The following is a 15,119-nucleotide window of genomic DNA, read 5'->3' as shown; positions in this document are numbered from 1 at the left end:
TATGGAAGAAACGACAGAAAACCCTTTAGAATTCAATAATAGAATTGATCTAAAAGACTTGCAGGAATCTGTACAAAAGATAAAAGAAGAATTAGGTAAGGTCATTATTGGTCAACAAGAAATGATCGAATTATTAATTATCTCCATATTAGCTAATGGCCATTCATTAATAGAAGGAGTTCCTGGTGTAGCTAAAACAGTAACCGCAAAACTTCTTGCCAAAACAATGGCTGTGGATTTTAGTAGAATACAATTTACACCTGATTTAATGCCAAGTGATATTCTAGGCACCTCTATTTTTAATGTGAAGACTTCAGAATTTGAATTTAAAAAGGGACCTATATTCTCCAATATTATTCTAATTGATGAAATCAATCGTGCTCCTGCAAAAACACAAGCAGCACTTTTTGAGGTAATGGCAGAGAGACAAATTACCATAGATGGTATTAAGAATCAAATGAAAGCGCCATTTCTTGTATTTGCAACTCAAAATCCCATCGAACAAGAAGGAACTTATGCATTACCAGAAGCTCAATTGGATCGTTTTTTATTCAAAATAAATGTAGGCTACCCATCGATGGAAGAAGAGATCAGTATCCTAGAAGGACACGATCAAAGAAAAAATGAAATTCCTACTGATATTATTCAATCGATTTTAACAGCAAGTCAAATTGCAGAATATCAAGGAATCATTAAGAGTGTGATTATCGAAAAAAATCTTTTGACCTATATCGCTTCTATTATTAGCAATACTAGAGATAATGGAAATTTATATCTAGGAGCATCTCCACGTGCATCAATCGCGATTATGAATGCCTCTAAAGCGCATGCAGCTATTAATGGAAGAGATTTTGTTACACCAGATGATATTAAAAAAGTAGCTCCTTCTGTATTAAGACATAGAATTATATTAACTCCTGAAAGGGAAATGGAAGGGTTTACAACGGAAAAAGTAGTATTACAAATTATCGAAACCATAGAAATTCCTCGTTAGTGAAAGCCTTTTTAAAAAGTTTATATTTTAAAAAATTATTCTTTACCGTATTTTTTTCAATTACGGCACTTTTTATTGTTTCTTATTTCTACGAAAATCTTTTTGGGGTAGCTAAACTTTTAATATACACCTTACTAGTTATTACTTTTTTCGATATTTTATTATTGTATAGAAATAAAATCGGAGCCAAAGCTGCAAGAATCCTTCCTGAAAAGTTATCTAATGGAGATCAAAATCCTATCCATATTCGAGTTTCTAATAGCTATCGTTTTAGAATTGGCATAAGAATTATAGATGAAATTCCAATTCAGTTTCAAGAACGAAATTTTGAAATAGCATCTACTCTTAAAACATCTCAGGAAAAACAGTTTAATTATGAGTTAAAACCTGTAGAAAGAGGAGAATACCATTTTGGAAACCTTAATATATTTACTAGTTCGCCAATAGGACTAATAGAGCGCAAGCAAACATTCTCTAATGAAGAAATGGTACCTAACTACCCTTCATTTTTACAACTTAAAAAATATGAATTCATAGCATTTACCAATAAGCTAAAATTATATGGTTTAAAAAAGATCAGAAGAATTGGTAATACTTTAGAGTTTGAACAAATCAAAGAATATGTTACAGGAGATGATATTCGTAACATCAACTGGAAGGCTACGGCGAAACGAAATCATCTAATGGTAAACCAATACCAAGATGAAAAATCTCAACCAATATACTCGGTAATCGATGCGGGTCGTGTTATGAAAATGCCATTTAATGGATTGAGTTTACTAGACTATGCCATAAATGCTACATTGGTAATTTCTAACATTGCTATAAAAAAGCAAGATAAAGCCGGAATGTTTACCTTTTCAAGAAATGTAAAAAACATAGTTGCTGCTCAAAGAAGAAAAGGTCAAATGAATACAATTCTGGAGACTTTGTATAATATTAATACCGATTTCTCGGAGTCGGATTATGCCAGACTATATACAGATATAAAGAGAAATATTAATCAAAGAAGTCTCTTATTATTATATACTAATTTCGAAACTTTAGATGGACTAAATAGACAACTACCGTATTTACAAGCCATTGCTAAAAATCATCTGTTAGTTGTTATTTTCTTCAAAAACACAGAACTGAAATCTTTTCTAGATGAACCAGCTCATTCTACAAGACAAATCTTTGAAAAAACTATTGCCGAAAAATTTGTTTACGAGAAGAAGATGATTGTCAACGAACTGAGCAAACATGGTATTCACTCTATACTTACCGCTCCAGAGGATCTTACAGTCAACACTATAAACAAATATCTAGAAATTAAAGCAAGAGGTTTATTGTAATCATCTATTCGTACTCCAACTTGTTATCTTTATGATTATTAAGTAATCGGAAAAACTTATTCCATTCGCTACTCTCATACCATACTACATTTCATCAGCTAAATTCTACAGTTGAGTTAGATACTTTATAAAGAGTACTATGATTTTTAGACTTTTGAATCATCAAAACAGAATAATAAAAATCAAAAAACTAAACTCTTATGAAAACTCTTGTATTATTTTTAACCATGACAGCTATCAACTTTGTAATAAATGCTCAAGACACCCAAGGCATAACTATCACAGTTACTGTTCCTAATGTATCTAGTTCTGATGGTGCAGTACTATTTGGATTGTATAACGAAGCTACTTTCATGAAAGCTGCTCCTATTCAATCAGCAAAAGGTGAAATTAAAGATGGAATTGCTAAAATTACTTTTACCAATATTACTCCTGGAGAATATGGAATCTCTTGTGTACATGATGCTAATAGTAATGAAAGAATGGATTTTGAAGAAAATGGTATGCCAAAAGAAAGTTACGGTATATCCAATAACAATATGAGTTTTGGGCCACCATTATGGAGCGATGCTAAATTCGAAGTTGGCAATGAAGATTTAGAACTAGAAATCAGATTCTAATTGTCCGAAAAACAATATACATCAATCAAAAAAAGGGTTTTACTTTAATTAAAGTAAAACCCTTTGTAAATTCTATAATATATTACCCTTCACAATCAAGTTCACTAGCATCTTGTAATGCTTCTTCTAAGTCTGCGTCTTCTACCAACGGACATCTATCTAATTCATTTAAATAGGCAATGGAAGCAGCTTTAAAAGCTTCACAATTTTCTGCAGTGGGATCATTAGAATATCGTTCTAATGCGGCACTATAGTTTTCTACCGCAGCTAAAGGCACACATCCTCCTGTTAGATCTTCAATAACATCCTCTTCAGAACAAGAAGTGAAAAATGTAAATAGTCCTAATCCTAGTATTAATGTTTTTTTTGTAATTGATTTCATCACTTATCTTTTTTATTAGTAAAGTTTTTTCAATGTTTAGTGTATACAAAAAGAAATAGGTAAACATTTTTAAAGAAAAAATTCAATAGAAAAAATAAATTTTTAGCATATTCTTAATAAGTTTTATCGATACCTTTTCTATTTTTGTCAACCTAAATTAACACCATGACCATTACACAACTACGATATGTATTAGCTGTTGCTGAGCATCAAAACTTCACAAAAGCAGCAGAAAAAACCTTTGTAACGCAGCCAACTTTAAGTATGCAAATCCAAAAATTGGAAGAAGAATTGGCTATTTTAATTTTTGACAGAAGTAAAAAACCTATCGAATTAACAGAAGTAGGTAAAAAATTGGTTCAACAAGCAAGAAATATTGTTAATGAGAGTGAACGTATACAAGATATTGTAGATCAACAAAAAGGATATATTGGAGGCGAATTTAAATTAGGAGTCATTCCAACTGTAATGCCAACATTACTCCCAATGTTCTTACATAATTTCATTAAGAAATATCCTAAGGTAAAATTAAAAATTGAAGAGCTTACTACAGAGGCAATTATAGAAAGATTACACGATGGACATTTGGATGCGGCAATTGCCGCAACACCATTACAAAATGAGAATATAAAAGAGCGTGTACTATACTACGAACCCTTTGTTGGCTATATCCCTCCAAGTCATAGATTAAATCAAAAGAAAAAAATAGATGTTACTGATTTAGATATAGACGACATGCTACTGTTAGAAGATGGACACTGCTTCAGAGATGGTATTGTAAATCTTTGTAAAACACAAAAAAGCTATGATGAAGACCATTTTCAATTAGAAAGTGGAAGTTTCGAAACATTAGTAAAACTATCTAATGAAGGATTGGGCATGACACTACTTCCTTATTTACATACTTTAGATATTAATGAAAAAGAAAAAAGTAATCTACATTTCTTTAATGAACCTTCACCAGCAAGAGAAGTAAGTCTCATATATCATAAAAGTGAATTGAAAATGCAAATTATCGAGGCATTGCATACTACCATAGCGGGTGTAGTAAAAGGAGCAATTACGTTTCAAAACGTAGAAATTATAAGCCCTATAGCAAAAATAAAAAGCGACTAAAAAGTCGCTTTTTTCTTTATGATTTTAAATAAATTAAACAAGGTTCTAACTCTGGTTTATTTACTGCTAAAGATTGAATCCAAAGTTTTAATTCTTCAATCTCGTGGGGAAGTAATCTGTTTAGTGCTTTAATTACTTCTTTTGTAAATAGATTAACATCAAAACTAACTTTTTTAAGTACAGTTTTTGTGTAATCAAACATCGCTCTCGCCATAAATTAATAAGGGATTAAGTTATTAGTTTAATACAAGTAATTGTAGGATTATACTTACATTTTTAAAGTTGTTAAGTCTAATATAGTCAAATAAAACCAAAAAACCGTCTTTTAACCCTTATTTAACTTAATTAAAAACTATTATCGCCATCTAGCAAATCTCCTAAACCTCCGAGAATACTGCCTTCTCCCCTACTTTTACCTCCTGCTCTTGGAGCTACTGCCAATACCCGATTAGCTAATCGACTAAATGGTAAAGACTGTATATAGACTACTCCTGGTCCAGTTAAGGTAGCAAAATACAATCCTTCGCCACCAAAAATGGTATTTTTTATACCACCCACTAGTTCGATATCATAATTTACTCCTTTGGAAAATCCTATAATACAACCTGTATCAATTTTTAGTTTTTCTCCTGGTTGTAATACCTTTTTTGCAGTTGTTCCTCCTGCATGCACAAATGCCATTCCATCACCTTCTAGTTTTTGCATGATAAAACCTTCTCCTCCAAACAAACCTCTTCCTAACTTTCTAGAGAACTCTATCCCTACAGAAACTCCTTTTGCAGCGCATAAGAATGCATCTTTTTGGCAAACAAACTTTCCACCATACTCAGTAAGATCTATTGGAATAATTTTTCCTGGATAAGGAGACGCAAAACTAACACGCTTCTTTCCTACTACCTCATTATAAAAGGCAGTCATAAACAAACTCTCTCCTGTAAGTAATCTTTTCCCTGCTCCGAAAATCTTTCCCATCACTCCTTGATCCTTTTGGGAACCATCTCCAAAAATGGTATCCATCTTTATCCCATCATCCATCATCATAAAGCTCCCTGCTTCTGCAATTACACCTTCTTGGGGATCTAATTCTATTTCTACATATTGCATCTCTTCACCATAAATAGTGTAGTCAATTTCGTGTGCTGTCATGTTTATTATTTATTTTATTGATTAATGAATATCTCTATATATAAGTTCATGATTACTCAAAAACGTTACAAACTATTTTTGGTAAATCAATAAAATCATTCTCAAGAAAGAGAATTAACTTTTCAGTTTTATCGTCCATTCAAAATTAAAGGTGGAAACTTCTACACCATCTTTATTCGTTCCTACAGATTTCATCCATATGGTCTGCCCTTCTCCTGTTTCGATTGTTTTCTTAATAGCTTCCTTAATCAAATCCCCATCGTTACAAACAAAAGTTATTCTTCCTGTAGCCTTTTTAGTAAATGTAGCATTATTAGTAGCTACAAGCATGGATATTTTCTTACCGCTCTGATATATCTGACCAGAAACCATCGCTCCTGTACTCATCTCCGCAGCCATACCCTGAACAGCCCAAAACATGGAATTAAATGGATTTTGATTCATCCATCGGTGTTTAACACTAACTGTACAACTAGATTCATTAATCTTTTTTACACGTACTCCACATAGCCAAGCAGAAGGTAACTTAAACATTGTGAAGGTGTTGATTTTTCCTGGTGTCATCTTCATAAGATACATTTTAAGTCTTCTAAAATATTGAAAAAGAATGGACATACAAAACATTCTTAAATCTTAAATTTATGTTAAATTATGGTACTATGTTTTGCATAATACCTTCTTTTAGATATATATTTGCATAAGAAACTATTATATACTTTTAAAAATGTCAACTAATAACCATAATAACATCGCAACTTTTATGCACCTTGGAGTATTCAGTAAATACTTTATTCCTTTTGGAAATTTTATTGTTCCTATCCTACTTTGGACTACGAATAAGGAAAAATCTGACTTCATCAATGAGCACGGCAAGGAAGCTATCAACTTTCAGTTAAGTGTACTTTTGTATACGATCATATTAGGAATGATTTCTTTTCCGTTTTTCATTTTTAACATTTTTGGAGATGCCACCTTATTCGATATTTTCAACCACAATGGTTTTGATATCAACTTTTCCACAGATGGAGGATTTAGAACGTTAATAGGTGCTTCTTTCGTTGGAGTAATTGCACTGATCGGTTTTTTCTTAGAAATTATTTTTATCATATCAGCTGCTCTAAAAGGTAATAAGGGAGAAATATATAGGTATCCACTAACCATAAGATTTATAAAGTAAATTAGAATGAATTCATCAATCAACATAAAATATATTCTAATTACTGCCGTAGCAGTGGTATCCTCCTTCTTTTTTCATGAGTTAGCTCACTTCATCACTGGAAAACTCTTAGGATATGAAATGGGAATGACTCTTAATTCAGCATTCTTGTTAGAAGGAGAATACCAGTATGGTTGGCATCAACAATTGGTAAGTGCTGCCGGACCAATGTTTACTATTATTCAAGCATTTGTCATTTTCTATTTTATAAGAAAAACAAACAATAAATACTGGTATCCATTTTTATTCTTTGCATTTTACTCTAGAATACTAGCAATGATTATATCTATTTTTAATCCTAATGATGAAGCTAGAATTAGTGCCTGGTTAGGACTCGGATATTGGATATTACCATTAACAGTAGGATTTACATTATTTATATTATTAGTGAAAACATCAAAAGAGCAGAAATACAATTTAAAATTTAACCTAATCAATTATTTTTTATCCACTCTCTTTATAGCAGGAGTTGTATTTTCAGATCAATATATACTTAAATAACCATCAATCATTAATCAAAAAATGAACAGTTTAACTTTTTAAAAATTCAGTTTTATGAAGATCGAAAACACAAAAGCGCAAATGCGTAAAGGTGTTCTGGAATATTGCATACTTTCAATTCTTAAGGACGATGATGCTTATGTAGCGGAGATTTTAGAAACACTTAAGGATGCAAAGATGCTCGTTGTAGAAGGCACAATATACCCTTTATTAACTAGGTTAAAGAACGCCGGATTACTAAGCTATCGCTGGGAAGAGTCTACATCGGGACCACCTCGTAAATATTACGGACTTACAGAAACAGGAAAACTATTCCTAAAAGAACTAAATACCACTTGGGACGAATTACAAAATGCAGTAACCATTGTTACTAAACAAAAAAAGAAACAAAAATGAACAAAACAGTTAATATAAATTTAGCAGGCATATTTTTTCATATAGATGAAGACGCTTACTTAAAGCTGCAGCGCTATATTCAGGCGATAAAACGTTCATTTACTGACTCTCAAGGAAGGGATGAGATTATTGCTGATATCGAAGCTAGAATAGCTGAACTTTTCAGTGAAAAAATAAAAGACGAAAGACAAGTAATCGGCATCAAAGAAGTCGATGAAGTAATCGAAGTAATGGGACAACCCGAAGATTATAGACTAGATGAAGAAATCTTTGAAGACGAGCCTAAAACATCTTACCAGAGACCAACAAAATCCAAACAATTATTTAGAGATACCTCTAATTCTTATGTAGGTGGCGTAAGTTCTGGATTAGGACATTATCTAGGGATTGATCCTGTTTGGTTAAGAATAGCATGGATTTTATTCACCATCTTTTCTAGTGGAGCTTTTGTTCTTATCTATATCGCATTTTGGATTTTTGTTCCAGAAGCAATAAGCACAGCAGATTATTTGGCAATGAAAGGTGAAGCTGTAAACATCAGTAATATTGAAAAAAAAATTAAAGAAGGGTTTAATGATGTTGCAGATAAAGTAAAGGATGTCGATTACCAAAAATATAGTGATAAAGTAAAAAGTGGATCTACGAGCTTCTTTGAAGCACTTGGAGATGTTTTATTAGTAATATTAAAAATATTCGTAAAGTTTATTGGAGTACTTCTAATTCTGGTAGCTGGTATCACTTTAATTAGTTTGTTCATTAGTTTATTTACGGTAGGTACATTCGGTTTTATCGAAACGCCATTTACAGAATATATTGATGTGGTTAATCGTCCTAATGTTCCAATTTGGTTAGTATCTATACTGACGTTATTTGCTGTTGGAATTCCATTTTTCTTCCTATTCATCTTAGGTTTAAAAATTGTAATAAACAACTTAAAATCTATAGGAACACCAGCAAAATTAGGATTATTGGCAGTTTGGATTTTTTCAGTAATTGGATTAACTATAGTAGGAATTCGCCAAGCTACTCAAGAAGCTTATGATGCCGAAGTGATCGAAGATTCTAGAAACCTTTATTTACAACCAACAGATACTTTAAACATTAAGATGGTCGGGAATGATAGATATGTGAGAGGTTTGTACCATAGAAATAATTTTAAAATCAAACGAGATGAGAATGATAATAAAGTAATTGTTATTCAGGATATAGAAATATTCTTAAAAGAAAATAGAGAAGATTCTATTCCTAAATTGGAAATTAGAAAAAATGCAGAAGGTAGTAGCTATGATGTAGCAAAAGAAAGAGCTGCTGCATTAAAATATAATTACGATATCAAAGGAAATACCTTATTACTAGATGGATATGCTATTACCGATTATGCACAAAAGTACAATGATCAGGAAATCGAAATTATAATTTCTATCCCAGAAGGAATGACTGTATTTGTTGATCAAAACACATCAGGATTTAATAATTCTTGGAAATACAATGATTACTTAACCGTAGATGGGAAAGAAGAAAAATATTTAAAATTAATAGATGGTAAGCTCACTTGTCAGGACTGTCCAAAAGACGAATGGCAATACAACGAATGGGAAGATGAAGATGATAATGACAGTGTAAAAATCAACATCAACTCTGAAGATGAAAATGCCAACCTTAAAATCGATGAGGATGGGGTACAAATCAAAAGTGAAGAAGTTGATATTAAAATAGACGAGAACGGAATAAAAATTCAAACCGATAACTAAAATAATAATCAAAAAACGAACAGTTTAATAAATTAATCAATCATCATTATGACAACAATAGCAAAAATCATCGTTGCTTTATGTGTTACTGCCTTATGTTGCTCTTGCAATATAGCTTTTGACGGAATTAGAGGAGAAGGCGAAGTAATCAGAAAAGAAAAGACCATTAACGAAAACTTTGATACGATAAAATCAAGTCGAGGTTTAGACGTAGTTTTAACAAGCCAAAAAGATAGAAAAGTAATTATAGAAGCTAATGAAAATCTGCATCAACACATAGATGTTTATGTAGAAGGTGAAACTCTTTATATTACTTCGGATAAAAACATCTATCAGGCAGATGAGAAAACTGTTTATGTTTCTTATGACAAATTAGGTAAAATCTCTGCAACTAGTGGTTCTAGAGTAACTTCTCAAGGACCTGTTGTCCAAAAAGACTTAGCAATTAGTGGAACCAGCGGAGCAAATATTGAGTTAAAAGTAAAAGCAGAAACCCTTACCACATCAGTAACTAGTGGAGCCATGATGGATCTTACAGGAAAAGTAAACAACCATAAAGCAAGTGCCACAAGTGGTGCTAATATCAGAGCTAATGACCTATTAAGTTTGGTATCTGATGCTAAAGCTACGAGTGGAGCTATGATCAAAATTCATGCTAAAGATGAGTTTACAGGAAAAGCAACAAGCGGTGCTGATGTTGTATACTATGGTAATCCTGAGAAAGTGTCTGAAAATGATAATTCTGGAGGAAATGTAAGAAGAAATTAATATAAAGCCTAACCAATAAATATAAACTAACCAACCATACCAACCACACCAACCACACCAACCAAAAATACGAACCACCGGAAAAGCATCCACTGTTGACAGACAAGTTATTTAGATATTTTACGCTTTTCAGGTGGTTTATTTTTTTCACAACACAATCAATCAAAAAACAAAATGAAATCACAATCAAACTATTTCACCCTATTGGTTTGCCTACTATTATTTGCGAACTTTCATATCCAAGCACAACAACCAACACCAAAAAACGATCTAACCCAAACAATTCTAAAACTAGATTCAGAGTTCTGGGAATCTTATAACACCTGTAATATCGAAAAATTCAGAACTTTTTTTAGAGAAGATTTCGAATTCTACCATGATAAAGGCGGACTTACTAAAGGCCTTCAAAAAATGATGTCTACTGTAGAAAATGGATTGTGTAATCCAGCAGGCCCAAGAGTTCGAAGAGAAGTAGTAGAAGGAACTGTAGCAGTATATCCACTTAATAACTACGGAGCTATTATTAGTGGCGAACACCTATTTTATGTTACAGAAAAAGGTAAAGAAGAACAATTAACCCAAATTGCAAAATTCACACACGTATGGCAACATAAAAATGATCAATGGGTAATGACCAGAGTATTGAGTTATGACCATCAACCAGCTCCGCAGAATACAGATAAGAAAGAAATCTTACTATCAGACAAAATATTAGAGCAATATTTAGGCACTTATCAAGCTCCACAAACAGGAACCGTAGTTATCACCAAAAAAGACAATTTATTAGAAATTAACGCGGGTAAAATGCAATCCATTGTGTATCCACAATCCGAAACTTTATTTTTTCATAAGCAGAGTCCTCTTACCTTTGAGTTTGTAAAAGAAAATAAGATGGTGTCGAAGATGATCGTACGTGAAAACGGTAAAATAGTAGAAGAAGCCAAGAAATTGAATTAACTAATATTATACTTAAACCTCAACCTGTCCATTCTGCTCTTTACAGATAAAAATGACCTCTAATCCTATAGAGGTTATTTTTTTGGTACACCTTTTGGAATATGTCCTTTTGTAAAATTATCTTTATGGTACAAATTTGATTTGCACAGATAGTTTTAGCAAATTAATTATACTGAAATGAAAAAATTAAAGTTTAAAAATAAAAACTTTCACACTATGAGAACTTGGATGCTTATTGCATTATTTATTATTAGCTTAGGAAATATACATGCTCAGAAAGAAAAAATAAAAGGGAATAAAATTGTTGTGACAGAGCAAAAGCCTGTAGACGCCTTCCATACCATACAACTTTATGACAATTTCGAAGTCACAATTCAGGAAGATAGTGATAATCTGATTAGCATTGAAGCAGACAGTAACCTACAAGAAGTCATTAATATAAGTGTAGAAGATAGCGTTTTAACAATTAAATCAGACAAAAGAATAAAGCGCTCCAAAGCACTTAATATTAAAATTGGATATGCTCAGGATTTAAAGAAAATAATATCTTATAATAAAGTACACCTTAAATCAACTGCTCTTATTAAAACTCCTATAATTAGAATCGAATCTAATGATGATACTGAAGTATTCCTTAGTATTGAAGCAGATCAAACTACCAGTGTTTCTAATGGTAAATCAAATGTAGAATTACACGTAAAAACAAATGAGGCTTTTTACCAAGTAAATGAAGATGCAGAACTAAAAGGAATTGTAGAAACGGATAGCCTAAAAGTAGATCTATATCAAAAAGGATATACAAAATTAGAAGGGAAAACAACATCTATGCTGCTAAGAGCAGATGGTAATGCAGATTTTTATGGAGAAAAGTTAACTTCGGAAAAAACATCGCTTATCGCAGAGGGTTCCAGTGATTGTTATGTAGTAACCAATCAAGAAATTACTATAGAAGCCAAAGACGAATCTGAAATTTATCTTTTGGGGGAGCCTGCTATAAAAATAACTCAATTTGCTAATGAAGCCACTTTGTACAAGAAAAAAATAGATTATAGCCCAGGTCTATTGAAGTTATAGATAAAAAGAGCCTGATAAATTTTAAAACCTATCAGGCTTTTTTGTTATTGGGACGATATTTAAAGGTAATTATCTGTTTATAACTTCATTTTTCACCTCTTTTAAAGTTTATCTTTTTATTCGCATAGAGGCAAAAAAACACAAAAACAATACTTATACTTAGATACCATAACCATTCATAAGAAGTTGTGGGTAGTAGAACCCCATTATCTCCTATCAAAATCAAAGAAGCCCAGTAATATGGGGAAGCTTCTGCATCCTTTCTTGTATGTAAGTAATTTAACTTAGCATTTCTTAATGCTTCTGACTTAGTCTGCCCTTTACTTAAATTTTCATAAAAATCACTAGTAATAACTGAAACAGCTTTATCATTAGTGCTCCACAGGGAGGCTATTACTGATTTAGCACCAGACCTAAAAAATCCACGAGCAAGACTTAATGTTCCTTCTCCTCTTTTAAAATTACCCAATGAAGTATTACAAGCACTTAGAATCACCAAATCAGCATTATTTTTTATAGAACCTAACTCCAAATATGTAAGTTTCCCTTTGTAAAATGCAACCCAAGGTAAAATCGTATCCAAATCTTCAGCACTAGCATGAGTTGCCAAGTGTAAAATACGATACTTACTGGCATTGGCTACATAATTTTCTTTTGTTGCTTCTTTATCCAGCAATACATTACCGCCATAAAAATCACTAGCTACTTTGATTTCTTTACTACTATTTTTCAATAATGTTAGTCCTTCTTCAAAATTAACTGGAGCAATTCCAAAAAAATCTTCTTCAGCTACACGCTTCCTATTTCGATTTTTTTCAGAAAATGACAATGAATAATCGTAAGAAACTTCGACCTCTTCTATGAGATAGGTATTTAATTCTGGATCGATAATTAACGCTTCGAAAGGTATTTTTCCTAACATATGATCTGGAATGATTCTAACCTTCTTAAGTATCAACTCATCCCTTATTTCTTTAGGAAATAACTGCTTGTATAATTCATATGCCAATGTATTATATTCTAAAACTTGTTCAGCCGTTCTAAATGGGAGGCTTAGTAAATTTCGAAATTTGGTAATCCGATTCAATAATAATGTAATATTATTCAGTTTAAATAACTTTTTTCCTGTATTAGATATAGCCATCGTATATCCACAAGGAGGTACTCCCACATTTTTTTCTGATATTACATATTGTAAAATCATTTCATCTTGTTCGACTTTTACATCTTCTATACATAAAATGTCGGGTACTTTATTTCTAAAAGAACGATCAGGGTATACTTGTTCTACAGAATCTTTATAACTAATAAGCTTTTCTTCTAAATTATTTATCTTGACTGTTAAAGAATCTTTTGATGCTCCCCAAGCAATAACTTCTTTATTTTGTAATTTTTTGATATCGGATTGCATTTCTTTGTATGTTAACATAACATCATTTGAAAACATCATTCTTTCTTTTCCAATATCTTGCATCAACAAAAGAGCTTTATTTTTTTCCATAAAATGAAATGCTCTTTCCAAATCATCAAGTTGATAAGCAGCTTCTAACCCCGCTATATTTATACTTGACTCCATATTCTTATAGGACAGTTTAGTCTCAAATGAAAACGCTTTTTCAATAGCATTATCTATCAAAATATTATACATTTCTACGGTATTAAATATAGAATTATATGTTAGTATGTTTTTATTTTCTTCTAATTCTTTAAAATAAGTTCCTGTTCTCATAAAGAGTAAACTAAGAATATCATCTGTATACTTTGAATCTTTCAATTCTTCTGGAGTGATAGAATCAATGGGCTTTGTATTATCATATCCTAAAGCATTGGATATTGTTTTTTGAAAATATTCTTGAGAAGCACTATAGTTCTTTCTTTTTTCTTCCAATAGCGCTAAACCTAGATATTTTTTTTTGTTTGAAAATTTAGTTTCATATTCTAAAGCTTTCAAATAAAATTTTTCTGCCAAATCCAAACTATCCATCTCCATGTATAAAAACCCCATATTATGATATGATGCTTGATAAGCACTTTCCTTATACATTTCATTTTTATCCAATGCTTCAACATACTTTAAAGCTTGTTGAAAATATAATTTAGACTTATTTAAATCTCTATAAGCACCATAAAGATATAATCTAGCTAAATCAGTTTTTATCAGAAATCCATCAGAAATTGGTTCTATTTTTTGATCCTTATTAAGTGAATCTGCTATTAATAGATGATTTTCGATTACGTTAAAATGTTTTTTTTCATCTATATATCCTAGCAACCGTGCCATATCTTTATGATACCATACCTTTTGCCTTTGGACTGTTTTGTTATCGTAGGAAGCAAAACTTTTGTTTAAATACTCAATGGCTTTATAATAATCCTTAACTTTTTTATATAAACCACTTAATCTTACATATGCATACTCATCAGACAAACCCTCTGCTTCTATCTCTAAAGTCTTTAAATATAATTCAATAGCCGCTTCGTAATTCTGATTTTCCGTATATAATCCTCCCAATAAACCATAACTCGCTCTTAATAACTTAGGATCATAAGGGTCTGCAATTTTTCTAGCCTCTAGAGACATTCTCCCAATCTCAATTGCTTTATCCTTTTTTTGACTTTCTGATAACCATCTTGTTAGTTGATAGGCATCAGAACCCAATTGTGTATAATTTTTTATCTCTTTATAATGATCAAAAAGTGAATCATATAAATGCATTTTTTCATTATCACTTCCATCAAGACGATGTATGGAATCTAATGTTGTTGATATTTGTTGACCAAAAAAAAGATTAATATTTCCTAATAGAATGGTAAGGAACAAAAAATATTTATAACAACTTATTTTCATATGAGCCCAATCATTT

Annotated in this window: 16 protein-coding genes; 11 read left to right on the top strand and 5 right to left on the bottom strand. The window is 31.5% G+C overall.

What is annotated here, in order from left to right; genetic code table 11:
* Window position 1 precedes the first annotated feature (1 nt).
* From ABD077_RS19420 to ABD077_RS19410, 3 genes are all read left to right on the top strand, one after another.
* Window positions 2-994: an AAA family ATPase gene (locus tag ABD077_RS19420; protein WP_343914176.1), complete on the top strand. Its 993-nt coding sequence runs from the start codon at window positions 2-4 to the stop codon at window positions 992-994.
* Entirely contained in the window at window positions 994-2,328 is a 1,335-nt protein-coding gene (locus tag ABD077_RS19415; RefSeq protein ID WP_343913902.1) for a DUF58 domain-containing protein, read from the top strand. The genes ABD077_RS19420 and ABD077_RS19415 overlap by 1 nt, the downstream gene beginning before the upstream one ends.
* A gap of 200 nt (window positions 2,329-2,528) precedes the next feature.
* Complete coding sequence (locus tag ABD077_RS19410) at window positions 2,529-2,948, top strand: DUF2141 domain-containing protein (RefSeq protein ID WP_343913901.1); 420 nt, start codon at window positions 2,529-2,531, stop codon at window positions 2,946-2,948.
* Window positions 2,949-3,030: 82 nt separating this feature from the next.
* Here the strand turns inward: ABD077_RS19410 and ABD077_RS19405 are convergent, their stop codons facing one another.
* Entirely contained in the window at window positions 3,031-3,330 is a 300-nt protein-coding gene (locus ABD077_RS19405) for a hypothetical protein (protein ID WP_343913900.1), read from the bottom strand.
* Window positions 3,331-3,495: 165 nt separating this feature from the next.
* On the opposite strand from ABD077_RS19405, the gene ABD077_RS19400 reads away from it, so the two are divergent.
* Window positions 3,496-4,446: a LysR family transcriptional regulator gene (locus tag ABD077_RS19400; protein WP_343913899.1), complete on the top strand. Its 951-nt coding sequence runs from the start codon at window positions 3,496-3,498 to the stop codon at window positions 4,444-4,446.
* A 16-nt stretch (window positions 4,447-4,462) separates the two neighbouring features.
* On the opposite strand, the gene ABD077_RS19395 is transcribed toward ABD077_RS19400, so the two are convergent.
* From ABD077_RS19395 to ABD077_RS19385, 3 genes are all read right to left on the bottom strand, one after another.
* Window positions 4,463-4,660: a hypothetical protein gene (locus ABD077_RS19395; RefSeq protein WP_246615842.1), complete on the bottom strand. Its 198-nt coding sequence runs from the start codon at window positions 4,658-4,660 to the stop codon at window positions 4,463-4,465.
* 131 nt (window positions 4,661-4,791) lie between these two features.
* A complete protein-coding gene (locus ABD077_RS19390; RefSeq protein ID WP_343913898.1) occupies window positions 4,792-5,592 on the bottom strand; it encodes a TIGR00266 family protein in 801 nt (266 codons plus the stop codon).
* 114 nt (window positions 5,593-5,706) lie between these two features.
* A complete protein-coding gene (locus ABD077_RS19385; RefSeq protein WP_343913897.1) occupies window positions 5,707-6,162 on the bottom strand; it encodes a DUF4442 domain-containing protein in 456 nt (151 codons plus the stop codon).
* A 154-nt stretch (window positions 6,163-6,316) separates the two neighbouring features.
* On the opposite strand from ABD077_RS19385, the gene ABD077_RS19380 reads away from it, so the two are divergent.
* From ABD077_RS19380 to ABD077_RS19350, 7 genes are all read left to right on the top strand, one after another.
* Window positions 6,317-6,769, top strand: a complete 453-nt coding sequence (locus ABD077_RS19380) for a DUF4870 domain-containing protein (protein ID WP_343913896.1) — start codon at window positions 6,317-6,319, stop codon at window positions 6,767-6,769.
* A gap of 6 nt (window positions 6,770-6,775) precedes the next feature.
* Entirely contained in the window at window positions 6,776-7,309 is a 534-nt protein-coding gene (locus tag ABD077_RS19375; protein WP_343913895.1) for a hypothetical protein, read from the top strand.
* 54 nt (window positions 7,310-7,363) lie between these two features.
* Complete coding sequence (locus tag ABD077_RS19370; RefSeq protein WP_027392197.1) at window positions 7,364-7,705, top strand: PadR family transcriptional regulator; 342 nt, start codon at window positions 7,364-7,366, stop codon at window positions 7,703-7,705.
* Window positions 7,702-9,456, top strand: coding sequence for a PspC domain-containing protein (locus ABD077_RS19365; RefSeq protein ID WP_343913894.1), 1,755 nt, complete (start codon window positions 7,702-7,704; stop codon window positions 9,454-9,456). Before ABD077_RS19370 ends, ABD077_RS19365 begins: the two co-directional genes overlap by 4 nt.
* 48 nt (window positions 9,457-9,504) lie before the next feature.
* The gene (locus tag ABD077_RS19360; RefSeq protein ID WP_343913893.1) at window positions 9,505-10,224 is read left to right on the top strand and encodes a head GIN domain-containing protein; all 720 of its coding nucleotides are present in this window, start codon (window positions 9,505-9,507) and stop codon (window positions 10,222-10,224) included.
* Between the two features lie 174 nt (window positions 10,225-10,398).
* The gene (locus ABD077_RS19355; protein ID WP_343913892.1) at window positions 10,399-11,181 is read left to right on the top strand and encodes a nuclear transport factor 2 family protein; all 783 of its coding nucleotides are present in this window, start codon (window positions 10,399-10,401) and stop codon (window positions 11,179-11,181) included.
* Between the two features lie 216 nt (window positions 11,182-11,397).
* A complete protein-coding gene (locus tag ABD077_RS19350) occupies window positions 11,398-12,255 on the top strand; it encodes a GIN domain-containing protein (RefSeq protein WP_343913891.1) in 858 nt (285 codons plus the stop codon).
* Between the two features lie 85 nt (window positions 12,256-12,340).
* On the opposite strand, the gene ABD077_RS19345 is transcribed toward ABD077_RS19350, so the two are convergent.
* Complete coding sequence (locus ABD077_RS19345; RefSeq protein WP_343913890.1) at window positions 12,341-15,103, bottom strand: CHAT domain-containing protein; 2,763 nt, start codon at window positions 15,101-15,103, stop codon at window positions 12,341-12,343.
* Window positions 15,104-15,119 lie beyond the last annotated feature (16 nt).

Source organism: Aquimarina litoralis (assembly GCF_039523995.1).
Lineage (GTDB): Bacteria > Bacteroidota > Bacteroidia > Flavobacteriales > Flavobacteriaceae > Aquimarina > Aquimarina litoralis.
This window is presented reverse-complemented; position numbering and strand designations above follow the sequence as displayed.